At 65.1% G+C, this 17,153-nt stretch carries 6 protein-coding genes; 5 read left to right on the top strand and 1 reads right to left on the bottom strand.

Annotated features, from left to right (window positions below; genetic code table 11):
* Positions 1-18 precede the first annotated feature (18 nt).
* From QX124_RS28945 to QX124_RS28955, 3 genes are all read left to right on the top strand, one after another.
* Complete coding sequence (locus QX124_RS28945) at positions 19-5,688, top strand: hypothetical protein (protein WP_315798975.1); 5,670 nt, start codon at positions 19-21, stop codon at positions 5,686-5,688.
* Positions 5,681-7,564 carry a hypothetical protein gene (locus QX124_RS28950; RefSeq protein WP_315798976.1) on the top strand — a complete coding sequence of 628 codons (1,884 nt, stop codon included), beginning with the start codon at positions 5,681-5,683 and terminating at the stop codon, positions 7,562-7,564. Before QX124_RS28945 ends, QX124_RS28950 begins: the two co-directional genes overlap by 8 nt.
* 874 nt (positions 7,565-8,438) lie before the next feature.
* Positions 8,439-11,543: a DEAD/DEAH box helicase gene (locus tag QX124_RS28955; RefSeq protein WP_315798977.1), complete on the top strand. Its 3,105-nt coding sequence runs from the start codon at positions 8,439-8,441 to the stop codon at positions 11,541-11,543.
* A 277-nt stretch (positions 11,544-11,820) separates the two neighbouring features.
* Here QX124_RS28955 and QX124_RS28960 read toward each other — a convergent pair whose 3' ends face one another.
* Entirely contained in the window at positions 11,821-13,524 is a 1,704-nt protein-coding gene (locus QX124_RS28960) for a hypothetical protein (RefSeq protein ID WP_315782981.1), read from the bottom strand.
* 230 nt (positions 13,525-13,754) lie between these two features.
* On the opposite strand from QX124_RS28960, the gene QX124_RS28965 reads away from it, so the two are divergent.
* Positions 13,755-14,879, top strand: a complete 1,125-nt coding sequence (locus tag QX124_RS28965) for a phosphatase PAP2 family protein (protein ID WP_315798978.1) — start codon at positions 13,755-13,757, stop codon at positions 14,877-14,879.
* 17 nt (positions 14,880-14,896) lie between these two features.
* Complete coding sequence (locus tag QX124_RS28970) at positions 14,897-17,014, top strand: S8 family serine peptidase (protein ID WP_315798979.1); 2,118 nt, start codon at positions 14,897-14,899, stop codon at positions 17,012-17,014.
* Positions 17,015-17,153: the final 139 nt, after the last annotated feature.

Consider the following 17,153-nt stretch of genomic DNA (forward strand, 5'->3'; position numbering starts at 1 on the left):
GGGGGCGGCGGAGGCGAAATGGCCGAGTTCGATGATATCCGCAAGGAGCTGGAAGCGTCGCGCGCCGCGGCCGATGCGACGTCGCGCGAGATCGGCCGGCTTCGCCAGACCCGCGCGCGGCTGATCCGCGACCGCGCACGGGCCGAGCGCGTCAGCAAGGGCGCCGACGATCCGGCGCTGGCGGCGATCGACAAGGAGATCAAGGCGGCGGCCTCCGAGATCGAGCGGCTGGGCGGTGCGCTGAAGGCGGCGAAGGACGAAGTGGTCCGCAATATCGGGCTGTTCGCGAACTTCACCGACCCGCGCCGCAACATCGGCCTGCTGTCCGATCAGACGCCGATCCTGCTGATGCCGCTGCGGATCGAAACGCGCTTCAAGCAAGCGACGGAATTCGGCGGCGACCGCGACGAGCTGTGGGTCCGGGCTTATCCGGACGACATCGCGGTCGACAGCTTCGAGGAGGCGTTGTCGGAAGACGAGGTGAAGCGCGCCCAGGCCTATTGGGCCGACGTCTGGCGGGCGAACCGCGACACCGCCGGGGAGCGGGCCGCCTGGCGAACGCTGCTGAGCGGACAGGGCTCGGGGCGGTCCTACTACGTGACCCAGACTCATCGCCCGCTCAACGAGGCGGCGCGACCGGCCAGGGTGGAAGGCGTGCCGACCGTGATCCTGACGGTGGTGACCAGCGCGCCGCTGGTCGATCCCGAGCGAGGTGCGGTCAGCACGTTCTGGACGGCGCTGTGGCGCGCGGGGACGGATGCGGCCGCGCAGATGAACGCGATCGCCGCGCTGGACAACGCGCTCGGCGCCGAGCGCGCCGCGGCGGTCCGTGAGGCGTACCGGCCGCGGAATCTCGCCGACGCGCCGCCCGAGGGCGCGGACCGCACGACCACCACGGTCATCGCCGCGTATCTGGAGTTTCCCGCCGCGGACGCCACGCCGATGCGCGAGACCGGCTGGTCGCAGCCGGCGACCGCCCGGACCTTGCCTGATCGCCTCGTCCTGCTCGGCTACAACGGCGGAACGCTCGAACTCGAGCAGCTCGGAAAACCGATTCCGTCGCCGCTGCCGGTCACGCCGTCGCCGACCGGAACGGACGACGCATCGGTCGCGCACGACGGCGACGACATCAAGTTCGGTCCGGAGCTCGAATGGGTGCGCAACTTCGACCGCGCCGTCGAGATCGGCATGGGATTCCGGGTGCCGCTAACGCCGCCCGCCTTCCGTCGTGGCTTCGATCAGTTGATGGTGCTCGGTGTGCGGCTCGGGGCCGATGCAGACGCCGGCCGGGTCGCGCTGGAGCAGTTGTTCACCCATCATCATCAGTCGAAGGCGGGGTTCTCGATCCTGCCGCAGGGCCAGCCGACCAACAACGTCGAGGGCGAGGGCGCCGCCTACAGCTGGCGCGAGGAGTCCGACGTCAGCTTCGATCACTACTTCGGCACTCCGCCCCTGGACCCCGACGGATGGTTCGAGCGGACAGACGGACGCTGCCTCGCCGCCACGCTCGGTCTCGATCCGGCCGCGCTGGCGGCGATCCCCTTCTACCATCGCCACGACGTCAACGACGCCCGCGCCATGAACACGGCGCTGTGGCCGGCCACGCTCGGTTACTTCATGGAGAGCATGCTTCATCCGGTCTTCGACGATTCGACGGTGGAGCGGACCCGCGACTTCTTCGTCCGGCACGTGTCGGCACGCGGGCCGATGCCCACGATCCGCGTCGGTCGTCAGCCCTACGGCATCCTGCCGGCGACGCCGCGCTCGCGCATCCAGTGGATCTTCGCGGGGGCGAACGTCGCAGTCGGGGCCGCGCACGCGCCGGATGATCCGGAACTTCGGTTCCTGACGCGGTTGTATCAGTTGTTGCGCAAGGTCGAGGCCGATCTCGAGCCGCTGATGTCGCGGGTGTCGTACATCGGCAAGCCGGACGGCGACCGTCATCAGATACTGCTCGATGTCCTCGGCCTGCACGCCGGATCGGTGGAATTCCAGCAGCGCTTCGCCGAAAGCTTCAAGGAACTGTACAACCGCCTCGCGATGCAGGGGGCGGGCGGCGCCTTGGTCGCGCTCCTGCTCGCCGCGGGCTATGTTGGAAGCGGGCTCGATCTGCTGAAGCAGCTCGGCTACACGCCGCCCGAGGGGATCGAGGTGCCGGACATCCTTGAGAAACTCTTTCTCAAGGCGCCCAACCAGCTCAAGGGCCCGCTGATCGACGACCGTCCGTTGTCGGAGACCGAGCAGATCCGCGCCTACACCGCCGGCGGCGACAACTACATCGGCTGGCTGATCAAGGCTGCGGCGACCTCCCACGACGCGCTGCGGCTGCAGCAGGGCTTCACCCAGCGCCCGAACGCGCTGCTGTATCTCATGCTGCATCACGCGCTCGACCTGAGCTTCGTCGAGACCAGCATCCGCCTGTTCTTCAATGCCGGGCTGATCGGCGAGACCGAGCTGAAGGCGGCGCGGCGCGAGCCGAAGTTCTTCCAGGTCGAGGAGGCGAGCCTCGCCGTGCCGGCTGCGGCCGGCGGCAGCCGCTGGCGCTACCTCCACCGCAGCGACGCCGCGGTCACCGGAACGGGACTGAGGACGGTCGGCGAGTTCATCCCGACGGTGCTGACCTCGATGGTCGCCACCGCGTATCTCAAGCGCCAGCTCGATGCGCTCGAACGGCTGAAGAGGTCCCCGACGGCGGTTCTGGAACGGGTGTTCGCCGAGCATCTCGACCTCTGCACCTACCGGTTCGACGCCTGGTACGGCGGCATCATGAGCCGCCAACTGGAGCGGATGCGCTATCCGAACGGTGCCGGCCAGGGGACCGCCCAGCCGGGCGCACCGACCGGCGAGGCGAAGACCGGAATCTATCTCGGCGCCTATGGCTGGCTCGAGAACGTCAAGCCGGAGTTCAAGAAGCTGACGGCGGTCGAGCTGCCGGCAAACCTCGCGGCGATCTTCGCCGATCCGGATGCGCCGCAGCTGATGCGCGACCGCAGCAACCAGGGCTACATCCACGCGCCGTCGCTGAACCAAGCGGTGACCGCCGCGGTGCTGCGCAACGGCTATCTGTCCAACGCCACGCCCGACAATCCCGGCAGCCTCGCCGTCAATCTCAGCTCGGAACGAGTCCGCATCGCGCTGTCGATCATCGAGGGAATGAAGGGCGAGCAGAGCCTCGGCGCGCTGCTCGGCTATCAGTTCGAGCGCGGCCTGCACGATCGCCACGACGTCGAAGTGGACGGGTTCATCTACGACCTCCGCAAGGTGTTCCCGCTGGTCGGCGACCGGCTGGCTCCGACGCGTACCGGCCGGCTCGACGCGTTCGGTCGGCGACTGCGGATCAACCGGGTGGAGGCGCGCAACGTCATCGACGGCCTTGCTTTGGTCGAGCACATCAAGACCAGCGGCGTGAGCAGCTACCCGTTCGGCCACGATGCCGACCTGCCGGCGGCGAGCCCGCAGCAGGCCGCGGCGATCACCGCCGAGGCCGCGCGGATTGCCGACATCGCCGACGCAGTCGCCGACCTCGCGATGGCAGAGAGCGTGCATCAGGTGGTGCAGGGCAATTACGACCGCGCCGGCGCCGTGCTCGACACCTACTCCAAGGGAAAATTCCCGGCGACCCCCGACGTGGTCCGCACGCCGCGGTCGGGGGTGACGCTGACTCATCGGGTGGCGCTGCATCTCAAGGCCGGGCTCGACCCGAACGACGGCGCGCTGACATCGCCGCGGGCGAAGGCGGAGCCCGCGCTCAACGCCTGGCTCGCGGGCATTCTGCCGCCGCCGACAGCGGTCGCCTGCTCGGTGACGGTCACCGACCCGCTCGATCTCTCCTCCGTCACCTACAACGTGACGCAGGCCGATCTCGGCCTGCTGCCGATCGACCTGCTGTATCTGCTCGATCCGGACAACGATCCGGCCGCCAAGGCGCTCGACGATCTGATCGAAGCGCATGTGATCGCCGTCCATCCGTCGCGCCCGGACGCAATGCTGACGATCGCCTACCGCGAGAGGATCGCGGCGATCGCCGGGCATGTGCCGCTGTTCGAGCTGTCGGCGTTGATGCGGCATCTCAGAAGCCTGCTGCTGCGTTCGCGTCCGCTCAAGGCGAGCGACATGGCGATGGCCGGCGAGGCGAACGAGGCCGTCGATCTTGACGCGGCGCTCGCGCGCGAGCGGGCGACGCTGCCGCGCGATCTGCTCGCCGCGCGGCTTGCGGATCTCGACGCCTTCCGTACGGCGCTGCAGGCCCGCCTCGACGCCAAGCAGGAGGCCCAAATCGCCACGGAGATCGAGCAGACGATCACCGGCTTCGTGTCGGTGATGCAGGGTCTCGGTCCGTTCGCGGCGCTGCAGACCGGTACCGGTGCCGTCTACGCCGACCGGCGGCGGATCTTCGCCCAGTTGCGCGCCGCACTCGCCGGCTACATCGCTCGATGGACCAGGCAGCTCGCCGAGTTCGACGCACGCATAGTCGCCTACGACGCTGATTCCGGCGCGCCGGACGCGGCGAAGTTCCTGGCGCTGCGGGTGGCCGAAACGTTGATCGCGACCACGGCGACCGACCCTCTACCGGCGCAGCCGGACGATTTCCGCGACGATCTCATGAGCGGCAAGCGCGCCGCCTTCGTTGGACAGCGCGCCGTTCTGATCATGCTCTACGACAATGCGTCCAATCTCGCCGCCCTGCACGACGGCATCGAGGCGTCGAAGGCTGCGAACGCCGCGTTCGACGCGGCGGCGATCGACATCGTGGCACAGCGCACGGCGATCGTCGCCCTCGCAGAGGACATGGCGAAGCGCGCCGCGGCGCTCGCGCTCGAGCTGACGACGCGGCTGCCGGCGATCCAGGCCCGGCTCGATCAATACGATGCCGCGGCGGAGGCGAAGAACAAGATCGAGGCGCTGACCGCGGCGGCGAAGCTGTTGTTCGGCGAAGATTTCAAGATCGTTCCGGATTTCGGCCTGCCGGCGGCGCAGGCCGGTGAATGGAGCAACGCCTGGGGCGCGGGCGCGCAGGCGGACGAGACCATTCTCGGGTTCGTCAAGACGACGATCGGACGCCGCTTTCCGCTCGACGACTGGTTCACGGGTGTCGCGCGGGTGCGGTCGAAGCTGCACGATCTGGAAGCCTCGCAGCATCTTGCCGACGCGTTCACGGGGGCGGGCGTCGCGCTGCAGGCGCTGCAATTTCCGCATCGCCCCGAGTTGCCGTGGCTCGGACTCGAATTCCCGGAGACCGATTCCGACGGAAAGCCGTTCGTGATCGACGAGGACAAGCTGCTCTATACCGCGCATTTCGCCGAAAGCTTCGATCCGGCGCGGCGGCAACTCGGGCTGTTGCTCGACGAGTGGACCGAAGTGATCCCGCGCCCGACCGAGGATACCGGTCTGGCGTTCCACTTCGACCGGCCAAACGCCGAGCCGCCGCAGACTCTGCTGCTGGCGCTGCCGCCGAAATTTGTCGGCTCGTGGCAGTGGCAGGATCTCGTCGACACGGTGCGCGAGACGATGGACCTCGCCAAGAAGCGCGCGATCGAGCCCGACCACGTCGACACGACCGCCTATGCCCGCTTCCTGCCGGCGCTGGTGTCCGCCGTGGCCTTCCATCCGATCACGGCCTCGCTCAACTTCGCCTATAACAACAACCTCGCCGCGGTGCTGGCCGAGACGGAGACCGGCAATGGCTGACTATGTCGCGGTTCAGAACCTCTCCGCCGTGTTCTCCGGCAAGGTGAAGCTGCCCACCATCACGTTGTGGAACAGGCTCGAGGGCCGCCCACGCACGCACGATTTCGACCGCGCGCTCAAGGCCGAGGTCCGTGATCCGCTGTGGCTGCTGACGAAGCAGTGGCAGATGGGCGAGTTTCAGGGCGACGACGCCGGCTCGCCCGTCGTCGCCAAGGTGCACATCGAGACCACCGAACTGACGAAATACCGCACGGCCGGCAATCCGCCGGAAGCGTTCGCCGACGACGTGCCGCTCGAAGCCAAGGTCGAGCGGCGGCCGATCCCGTTCCGTCTCGCCGGCCAGAAGATCGCGTTCGATCTCCGCATCGCCCTGGGCCGGCGCTGGCTGAAGCTCGTCGCCGGCATCGAGCCGGGGCTTGCCCAGCAATTCATCGCGGCGCTGCCGGTCGCCATGCCAGATCCCGCGCTCAAGGCCGATGCGCCGGTCGCCGCCCATCGCGAAGCCTGGCAGACGATGGCGGCGCTGGCCGGCCGGTCGATGGACGGCTACGACCTCGTCGAGCATCTGACGGCCGCGCCCGGCAATCACGCGCACGACCTCGTCGTGCTCGGCAATCCGGCCAGCGCCGCTGCGATCGAGACGGCCGAGGCGGAATTCCTTGGCTGGTACCGGGAGGCGTTCTACCAGTCCGCCGCGGGGGCCGCCGATGCCTGGCTGCCCGATCGCCTCGAATACGCCTTCGCAGCGTCGGCGCCCAAGGCGGGCGGTGAGAAGCTCGTGGTCGCCGACGAATACTTCCAGGGGCATCTCGACTGGTACAATTTCGACGTCGACGCCTCCGGCGCAGGACTCGGTGACCTGGCGGACGCGCCGCCGCCGGCCGCCGTCGAGACGACCTTCACGGCGTCGTTCATCCCGGCGCCGATCCAGTTCGACGGCATGCCGAACACGCGCTGGTGGACCTTTGAGGAGGGACGAACGAATTTCGGCGACATCGATCCGGAGACGACGGACGTCAACAAGCTGCTGCTGATCGAATTCGGCCTCGTCTACGCCAACGATTGGTTTTTGATGCCGTTCACGGTGCCGGCCGGGACGATCACCCGGGTCGCCGGCATGAGCGTGATCAACGTCTTCGGAGAGCGGATCTGGGTCGAAGCCGCGGGCAAGGGCGGGGACGCGGATTGGCAACGCTGGTCGATGTTTACGCTGGCGACGAAGGGGAGCGACGACATTCCCGCCGATCTCAGCCTGTTCATCGTGCCCAGCGTGCCGAAGATCCAGGAGAGCGAGCCGCTGGAGTCGGTGGAACTGTTCCGCGACGAGATGGCCAACATGGTGTGGGGCGTCGAGTCGCGGGTGACGTTGGCTTCGGGCGACAGCAAGAGCGGGCGCAGCGCCGCGCTCGACACCCGCCGCTATTTCCGTCGCCTGGTGGAGGAGAGCCTGCCGCCGGGCCCACCACCTGCGCCGCCGATCGAGAACGACGCCGCGATCCGCTATCGGCTGATGAGCGAGATGCCGGAGAACTGGATTCCATTCATCCCGGTGCACATCGACAACGACAGCCGCGAGATCCAGCTGCGTCGCGCAGCAATGCTGCGGGTCATCGACCGCGACCCGGATCCGCCGGTGCGCGTCGAACCTCGCACCGATCTGCTGCGCCACGGTCTCGACCTCCCGCAGCAGCAGGGCTACAATCTCCATGAGGAGGAGGTGCCGCGCGCGGGCATTCGTGTCACCCAGAGCTTCCAGCGCACGCGCTGGTACAACGGCCGCACTTTCGTCTGGCTCGGCATCCGCAAGGAGACCGATCGCGGCGAGCGGTCGAGCAGGCTCGCTTTCGACGCGATCCTTCCGAAGCGGAAGGCATGAACGCATGAAACGTCACCGTCGAAATATAGCGGTGGCGCGGCCGCCGGAGATGGAGGGTTGAACGGGCGCGCGCCATTCCCAAGTCGGCAATTTCTCGCGCGGCGGCAGACGCTCGGCGCCCCAAGATTACGTAGCGGCCGGCAAGTGTGAATATCCGAGGACCCATTCCCGACCTCAGCGCTTCCTTCATGACGTAGGAGAAGCAACGGAGAGCCAGCACGAGGAACACCGCTCAAGGTTGAGCGCGGAGAAGTTCGCCTTGATTGTGCCGAATCGAGAGTCACTGCGTTATTGTACGTTGCGGCCTGAGCCTCTTCGGCAGAGGCCCATAGCCATAAGGGCAGAGATCACGCGGCATCGCTTCCAGCATGGGCAACCGCCGGCTCTGCTCAAACCTGGTGACGGGTAGTCCCACCGCAGGACGTCTCAGCCGTGACTTCTGTGCAGCCCCGTCATCAAGGCTGCAATCACGCTTATCAACGCGTTCGTACCATGGTCATTCAAGAACGAATCTCTAAGTCATAGTTGTCATGGCACCCCAGTCTGCCACGTGGAGCGCGACGATGGTGCTGGTTGGTGACACCGTCGCACTTAAGGGGAGAACGGTGATCGACACTCCGAAGTTTGGATCCCTTGAAGCCGTCGAATCCGCTAAAGCTCGACAAAGATTCGCAGGCTTGCCTAGCATTCGTCAATTCAGCACGAGAATTCAGTGACCACTGCTCTTCGTACGCTCCGTGGCTCAACGCCGCGCAAGAACACATCAGCAAAGCGCTCCGCGTCACCAAAGGCCGCCCCGCGGAAGAAGACATCGGTTGCGACAACAACGAAGGCTCCGATTCGGACTGGCATTTCCTCCTCGTCTCCACTGGGCATGTTGGCGCTGTATCTTACGGCGCGATGGCGTGCTTCGGGCCGAGGCGGACTTGTGTTCCTCGCCGAAAATGAGAGCCGAGCCGAGCTGTTGGGTTCGATCATCCCAGTTATCGAGCCGGGCTGTGATGTGCTCGTCTATCCCCGTTTGAACACGCTTCCGTTCGATCAGCTTGAGCCTTCACGTGATATCGCGGGCCGGCGGAGCTCCGTCTTGAGACGCCTTGCCAGGGCAAAGAAGCCGATCCTGCTGATCACGACGGCGGAGGCCATAATGGAGCTCCTGCCGTTGCCTGCGAACTGGTCTCGTATCGGATTTCCACTTCGGACCGGGACCGTCTATTCCGAGGAAGACCTTGAGGCCCGTCTGCAAGCTCTCGGGTACGACCTGGACGATAGTCCGGATTATCCCGGTGGAGTTTTGTTTCACGGCAACACCTTCGAGATATTCCCAGCCGGCGCGTTCGGACCTTTTAGGATAGAGCATTCCGGAGGGAGAATCCGGCGCATCGCAGCGATCAATCCGATAGACCAGGAGGTGATTTCCGAAACGAAGGAGCTCCTGATTGATCCGATGTCCGAGCGGCTGGCGTTCACGGGCCGGGCTCGAAGAAGGTCCAGCCTATTGGACTATTGTGCGCGCGCCAAATGGATCGCCGACAGCACCGTGCCCAGGCACGCCGACACCTGGTTGAGCACGATCGAGGATGCGGCCGCCCGCAGTGAGCGCGACCGTGCCTATCTCAGCCGACGCGAATGGGAGCTGTCGGCGAAGAAGATCACTGTGTTGCCGCCAACCACTCCGTATCGTGCGACGCCAGAGTTCTACAAGGCAGCCTCTCCGCGGAAGGCCCTCCGTGCATTTATCGAGGAAGCCCAGCGCGGTAGGGCACGTGTGCTTTTCGTCGCTGCGGTCGAAGCGGATTTGCGTGTGATGGCCCGGATGAGCGCTATCAAGGCTGAATGCGTGCCGGATTGGACGCACGCGACCGCAACGGGCAGGCAGCAGGCCGCATTGCTGGCAGGCTTCGATGCGGGCTTTGTCGTTCCTGGAAAGAAGCCGCTCGTGGTCATCACTGCTGCCGACGTGCTCGGCAGCAGGGCACACCAACCGCAACCGATGAACTGGGCATGGACGCCCGGCTTCGATTCGGGAGACCTCCCCGAACTCGGATCCGTGGTCGTTCATCTGCAACGTGGACTGGCACGCCTTGGCGGCCTGAGATCCATGGGCACGGGAGATCTTTCGGCGCGCGAGATGGTCAGGTTGGTATTCGCCGGAAACGATGCCGTTCTCGTCCCTCTCGCAGAATTGGCCCTGATCTGGCCCTACGCCGCTGAGCTCGGAGACACCTCGCTGGACAAGGCCGACGGCAGCTCATGGCGGCCGCGGCGAGCTGCTGCCGAGACGGAGATTCATGTGGTCGCAAAGGAGCTGGCCAAGCAGATGAGTCAGCGCCGTCGGCGCCCGGCTCCGAAGCTCGTGCCGCGCCCTGCTGTCTATGAGAAGTTCGTCGCGCGTTTTCCCTATTTCACTACCCCCGATCAGGCGAAGGCCATCCGCGACGTTCTGGATGATCTTGCATCGGGGCACCCGATGGACCGGATCGTCTGTGGGGACGTCGGCTTTGGCAAAACCGAGGTGGCGCTGCGAGCAGCGGCAGCCGCCGTGCTGGCCGGAAAGCAGGTCGCTATCGTCGTGCCGACGACAGTGCTGGCACGACAGCATGTCGAAACCTTCCGCAAGCGCTTCGCGCCTCTTGGCATCGATGTTGGAAACCTGTCGCGGGTTGCCTCGACCGCCGAAACGCGAAAGGTAAGGGAGCGCCTCAAGAGCGGAGAACTCAGGGTCGTCGTCGGGACCCTCGCGCTCGCATCCAAGGAGGTGAGATTTGCCGAACTTGGCCTGATCATCATTGACGAGGAGCAGCATTTCGGCGCTGCTGAGAAAGCCATGCTGTCGGGCCTCAATAAGAACGGCCACAGGCTCTGGATGAGTGCGACTCCGATCCCCCGCACACTTGCGGCCGGCTTGACGGGCTTGAGGGATCTCAGCGTGATCGCGACCCCGCCGGTCCATCGTGTTCCGGTTGCCACCAAGGTGGCACCGCTCTCGGACATAGCTATCGCCGCTGCCCTGGTTCGTGAGCACAGACGTAACGGTCAGAGTTTTGTCGTTTGTCCGCGGATCCAGGATCTCGATCCCCTGCTGGCCAGGATCCACGCGCTGGCGCCGGAACTACGTATCATTACCATTCACGGCAAGTTGCCAACGGACGAGATTGACGAGCGATTGATGGGATTCGTCGAAGGTCGTGCCGATGTACTACTTGCAACCAACATCGTGGAAAGCGGCCTCGACATTCCACGTGCGAACACTATCGTTGTGTGCTGGCCGGAAAAATTTGGCCTGGCACAATTGCATCAGCTCAGGGGACGCGTAGGACGCGGCGGCATCCGGGCGTTTGCACATTTCCTGACGGAAGGCGGCTCCGAACGCTCGGAAAAACGGCTTTCCACCCTCGAGGAGTTGAGCCGTCCGGGCGCCGGCTTCGCGATCAGCGCTCGCGACCTCGACCTCCGCGGCGGCGGCGACCTGCGCTCCGATCGACAATCCGGCCACACGCAGGTGTTCGGACCGACGCTTTACGGCCACCTTCTTACGCTAGCCCTGGAGGGAGACCGCGATGGAATGTCCGCGCTCTGGATCCCTGAGCTGAATCTTCCCATCCCTGAGCTGCTTCCCGCGAGCTATGTGCAATCGGAGGCGGTCCGGCTCGAGATCTATGCTCGAGCCGCTCGGTGCCGGAGTGATGACGAGCTGGAGGAGCTCGAGGATGAAACGCACCGCCGATTCGGCAAGCTGCCATCCGAGGCCAGCAATTTCTTTGCTGTCGCCAAGCTCAGGGTAAGTTGCCGGCAACGAGGGATCATGCGTCTCGATGTCGGCCCGGATGCGATTGCTGCAACGATGCTCGCAGGGAGGATCGGTAAATTACGCTCGCGGTCACTGCAGCGCGAGGGCGATCGCGTCGTCTATCCCGGACGCAGCGATGAGCCTGCCCTACGAAGGGTCGAACAGTTCTTGGATCTATTGGACGAATGAAGGGTGACGCGTCACTCGACTTGAAGCGATCCTGTGGACCCTCCTCGGCGCCTGAAATGAAAGCGATGGAGCTTGACCCTTGGCAAGGACGATTGAGAGAACCCTTGTTGCGCTGACGCAGAGACGATCGTTGTTCTGAAGCGGCTCGTCGGAGGAGGCTTCCTTTGGCTTTTCTTTCGTGGCCTTCGCTCGCGTCAATCGATGCGCGTGGACTGCGTTGTGACCGTAAGCGATCGCGTCTGCCGCTCCACAACCTCTCGGATGATGTGTGACGCCGCTAGAACTGTCGGGCTGGCAGCGAGTTGATGATTGATGTCCGATGGAGGCCAGCCGCGGGATAGGCTTTATCCCTCAGCTTGTCATATGAGAAGTCTGGTTCCGTTGTCTGCAGCTTGCGAACCATCTCGAAAGAAAGCTCACGGTGCCCATTATGCGCATAGAGAGCCGACAAATATCGCAAGGGGGGCGCAAAGGTCGGAGCAAGAGCATGGCTGGCTTCTGCAAGATGGACGGCCTTGTCTAGTTCTCCCGCCATCGTCCCTGCAATGCAGCTCAGGGCATCGAGCTGAAAACGGAATGGTGCCGCACCAGCGATCGTACGGGCAAGCAATGTGTGCTGGAAGCCGTCCTCTGGTTTGCCGAGATAGCTCTTTGCGATTCCCAGGCAGGCCCAGGCGATCGGGTTGGCGTGGTTCAGTTGAATGGCTCGCTCGGCCAGCTCATAGGCGGCAACGTACGAGCGTCGCATCATGGAATGGACATGCGCGCTCAGGCCAGCAACATAGGAGTTGTAGGGTTCGAGCTCCAGCGCCCGGTACATCAGATCGAAAGCCTCCGCCTCGATCGTCTGGCGGCAGTTGAATTGGCGTTCGGCGAGCATGAAGGTGCGCAAATAGGCGCGCCACGCGAGGTAGATACCGCGTGGCTCGGCCGCGAAAGCAGCCGCGAACAGCTTGTCGGCGGACTCGAAGTTGGCTCTGCCAAGTCGAAACAGGCGCAGGATACCAGCATAGCATAGATGGGAGGCAGACCTCGGAGCGCCATCCTCGATATGAGCGAGCTGATCGACGGCGAAGTTGACCACCAGGTTGATGGTTCTCATCACATTGGTGTCGTTCAGGTCGAGCGTACCGTCGCCGTTGATCTGCAATGTCGACGACCATGCCAGCGTGTTCGCAGGGCGCTGCAGCAGCGCGAGCCGAACGATCTTGCTCGTGTCAGATCCGAACACATCAGAGCGCAGGGACAGCGTGCTGACCGAGGCGCCATCGTCACCAGTCAAGCCATCTCCAGGCAAAGTGTCCGCCGGCCAGGCGGCCGACGCGCTCATGTCGCGACGATCTTGGATCGTGGCTACGCCCAGTTCCTTGATCGTCTTGGCGATGGAATCGACGAGGCTATCCGTCACGACCGCGGCATCCGACGGGCCTGTCCGGCAGCCGGGGATCAGGACGATCCGGTTTCGTGAGGGCCGCTCCTTGGGGGGCTGCAGGTGCTCTGCAAGGTCGGTCGCGAGATTGGCGGCGTGGTGGAGTTCAGGCGCCGGCGCGACGTGCGTCTGGAATCGCGCACGCTCCTCGCGCAGCCAATCCTCGAACTCCTCCTCTGCAATGTCAAAGCCTTCAAGAAACTCACCTTGGGGAGGCGCCATCGTCTGCTGCGGTGACGCGGTAGCGTAACGGGCGATGTCGGTCTCAAATAGCTTTGGATCGAGCGAAATGACGAAGCTGTCAGCGCAAAGCAGAGAGCGGTAGTCGCCCAGCGCCTTGCGGATTTCGGTCAGGCTTTGGCGAAGGCTGGCCGCGCCTTGCTCCTTGCCGCGGCTACCCCAGAGCCTGTCCTGGATCCAGACCCGCGATCGCTTGTGCTCACGCGCCAGCGCCAACATCGCAATGAGAGCGCAAGCCTTGCGTCCTCTGGGCGTGCAATCCTCGCCAGAAGCCTTGACCACGCGAAACGGACCAAGAAGCTTGATCAGCAATTTTGGATCGGAGCTCACATTCGTCGCCCACAACCATGATGTAATCAGTCGTGAAAATACGGAAACCAATGATTGAGTAGTGAAGTCTCCAACACCCTTGCTGTCAACGTGAAAAATCCGTGAAACGCCGTCATTTCGAAAGCGGGCGGCTTGACCGCGCGTGCCGTCAAAACGACCATTCAGTGGTAACGGGCGGAGCAAGTCCGCCGGGCCAGGCAGGGAGGCGGCAGATGGCATGGCTAAGCGGGGCGAGCGGAGAAAGCGGAGAAAGCGGCGAAAGTGGTGAGAGCGGCGAAAGCGGTGAAAGCGGCGAGGGCCGCCGTGCCCACGCCTCATCGCGCGCACGCGCGCTGATTACCAGCCGGGAGGGCGTCGTCGGCTACTGGAACCAGCCGTCACACATTCCTGATCACTATACTGCCGGGCCGGAGGCGCTCGATCGCTGGTCGCGCGACGTGCGACTGCGCATCTTCGCGGGCGAGCTGTTGTCGGGCCTTGTCTATGACGAAGGCGAGACCTCGATCTCGCTTCAGTACCGTGGCCGCAGCGATGAGACGTTCACGCCGATCGTGCACATGATCCGTCCCAATGCCGCGGACTTCGCCAGACAAGCGGCTTGGGTGTTCAACTATGCCGCGCTGCGGATGGAACGCAGCAGCGAGATCCTCGCCGAGCTGCACGATTTCACCAGCTTCTTGGGCTTGGTCGGATACTGGAATCCGAGCCGCAGCCCGCACACCGCCGAGCTGCTGGCGCTGATCCTGCAGGTGACGACCACGATCGAAATGCGGGTCAAGCATGCGCTCACCTGCCGGCGCCCAATCGAATACTCAGCGCAGATACAGCCGATGATCCAGACGCCGGGGCATGGCTCGCTGCCGAGCGGCCATGCCACGGAATCCTTTGCCGCGGCCTTCGTGATCAATGCCCTCATGCGCAAGGCGAGGACCGGGCGGGATGATGTCGATGCGACCGATCCAGTGTTCGTGCAGCTGATGCGCCACGCCGAGCGCATTGCCATCAACCGGACGGTCGCCGGCGTGCATTTTCCGGTCGACAGCGTGGCCGGTATGGTGCTGGGCTGGACCTTGGCGGAGCTGTTCATTGCGCGCTGCTCCGGCTGCGGCCAGGTCACGATGCGCAAGTTCGACGGGCGGGGGTTCAACGACGATTTCCGCTACGACGATGTGCTGGCGATGTCCTACAGGCGATCGGCCGCTGCGAACGTCGCCAGCGAGCAGGGTGGGGGCGGCGCGATCATCGAGGCCGGCACGCCATCGACCGTTCCGGCCTCGCCGATCTTGCAGCATCTCTGGACGCAGGCGCTCGCCGAGTGCCGCCTGATCGTCGGCTGACACGAAAGGACAGGCGCATGAGAGACTGGCGAGGAGATCGGGCCGAACGGGCCAATCCCTATCTCGACTGGGAGTTGCGCAACAGGCCACTTGGCAAGAGGCTGGACTGGTGCAGCGCGCAGATCCAACTGCTGCCGGAGGCCAACGGCAGCTATGTGGCCCATCTCGGCCAGTTGGCCGCCATGGTGGCCGCCGGCCACGAGCCGGATGAGCCTGCAGGCGCGCTGACCATCCGCATGTCGGCCGACGAATTCGATCTGCTGACGAAGCTGATCGACGACATCCGCATCGGTCGCGTCCGGCCGCCGGACGATCCGCGCGATGTGCAGTTCTTTATCTACCGGCCCGAAGACATCGCCAATCGCACTGCCGCCAACGGTCTCTTCACGGCGATCCATGTCGGCCCGCCGATTCCAGGGCTCCGCTTCGACTCTGTCATCGCCGCGCCGACCGATCTCGGCAAGCCGTTGACGGATTTGACGCGGCAGGTCGCTATCGGCGTCATCGATGACGGCATCGCCTTTGCCAACCGCCGCTTTCGCAGCAGGAGCGGCAGATCGCGCATCCGAGCGATCTGGTTGCAGGATGTCGAGCGCCGGACCAAGGATTTCGGCGTCGCCGCCGGGCAGCGGCTCACCGGCGATGAGCTCGACGTGCTGTTTGCGGCGAATGCGAGCGAGGCCGACATCTATCGCGCGTTCGGCATGACCGATTTCGGCAATGATCAGCACAAGCCGCTGGCGCAACGCGTCTCGCACGGCACACACATCCTCGATCTCTCCGGTGGCTACGATCCGACCGCGGAAGATATCGGCAGCAAGCGGCCTCTGTTGGCGGTGCAGCTGCCGTCGCCGGTGTCGGGCGATACGACGGGCGTTACCATGGCGAGCTACGTGCTGCAGGGAGCGCGTCAGATCATGCTGTGGGCCGATCGGATCAGCCCGAAGCTGCCGCTCGTCATCAATTTCAGCTACGGCATCGCGGCCGGCCCCAAGAACGGCAGCCACGAGATCGAGCAGGCTCTGTCGCGGATGATCGAGCGCCGCAACCAGCGCGGCGGGCCGACCTATCTGGTGCTGCCGGCCGGCAACAGCTATCGCGAGCGGACTACGGGCCGGATGGCTGTGCAGCCCGGCGCCTCTGCTCAGATCGATTGGATCATGCTGCCGGATGACGGTACGTCCAATCATCTCGAGATCTGGCTCGACGGCGAAGCGATCGCGCAGCAATGGCCGCGTGTCGGCGTCAGCCTGACGCCGCCCGGCGGCGTGCCGCGCATGATCGAGGGATTCGGTGATGGCGATGTGCAGGTGCTGGAGGATGACGGCAAGCCGATCGCCGCCATCAATGGCCACCTGGCCACGGTGGCCGGCCAGCCCGACCGCGTTCGCTTTCATCTGTCGGTCAATCCGACCACCGCGCGCTGGAGCGTGAGGCATCCAGCGCCGGCCGGACGCTGGCGGCTTTCCGTCACCAACGGATCGGAGGCGCCGCTGACCGCACATCTCTACATCCAGCGCGACGATACCCCGCTGGGCTACGTGCAGCATGGACGTCAGTCCTATTTCGATCATGCAGGGGGCTATCAGCGTGCGGCGTTGGATGGCAGCTACAGCGATCCGGACAGCAGCGGCTGCCCCATGACTCGCGAGGACACCCTGTCGGCGCTCGCGACCGGCGCGGGCGCGCTCGTGGTCGGCGCCGTCGATGCCGCGGGCCAGCCGACGGATTATACGGCGAGCGGTCCGACGCCGGGGCGCGCCGAGCCCGATTGTGCTGCCATCGCCGACCAGGGGCCCGCGCATTGGGGCGTGCTCGCGGCCGGTACCCGGAGCGGTTCGGTGGTGGCGATGCGCGGCACCAGCGTGGCAGCGCCGCAACTCGTACGTAGGCTCGCAGATTATCTCGCATCGCTACAACCAGGCCCGGTGCTTGCGTCGCTTGCGGTGACCGACGGTCCCGTGGCCAGCCCCGACGTCCCGCCGCCGGGCGCCGCCGTGCTCGAGCCGATCAAGCAGGACGCGGTCGCTGCTTCGCCGTGTGACCAGGCTCGTATCGGCAGTTTCATCCTGCGTGCGAGCGGCCACTTCGGCGTGCCGCCGCGGACCTATCCGCGCAGCCCAAACTTGCGCTGAGCCCGACTCCCTGGTTCGCCGCCGCGCAATTGCAGCATGCTGGCAGACAGTGAGCCAGCACAGGAGCGCCTCGACTCCCAGCCTGCATCCGATACTTCTTGCGCCGCGCCGTTGCCGACGCGCGTCGTAAGCGCAAGTG

The organism is Bradyrhizobium sp. SZCCHNRI3043, assembly GCF_032377735.1.
In the GTDB taxonomy this organism is placed as follows: domain Bacteria; phylum Pseudomonadota; class Alphaproteobacteria; order Rhizobiales; family Xanthobacteraceae; genus Bradyrhizobium.

Coding starts and splice junctions, on each gene's coding strand:
- QX124_RS28945 (WP_315798975.1), top strand. CDS start 19: ATGGCCGAGTTCGATGATATCCGCAAGGAGCTGGAAGCGTCGCGCGCC.
- QX124_RS28950 (WP_315798976.1), top strand. CDS start 5,681: ATGGCTGACTATGTCGCGGTTCAGAACCTCTCCGCCGTGTTCTCCGGC.
- QX124_RS28955 (WP_315798977.1), top strand. CDS start 8,439: ATGTTGGCGCTGTATCTTACGGCGCGATGGCGTGCTTCGGGCCGAGGC.
- QX124_RS28965 (WP_315798978.1), top strand. CDS start 13,755: ATGGCATGGCTAAGCGGGGCGAGCGGAGAAAGCGGAGAAAGCGGCGAA.
- QX124_RS28970 (WP_315798979.1), top strand. CDS start 14,897: ATGAGAGACTGGCGAGGAGATCGGGCCGAACGGGCCAATCCCTATCTC.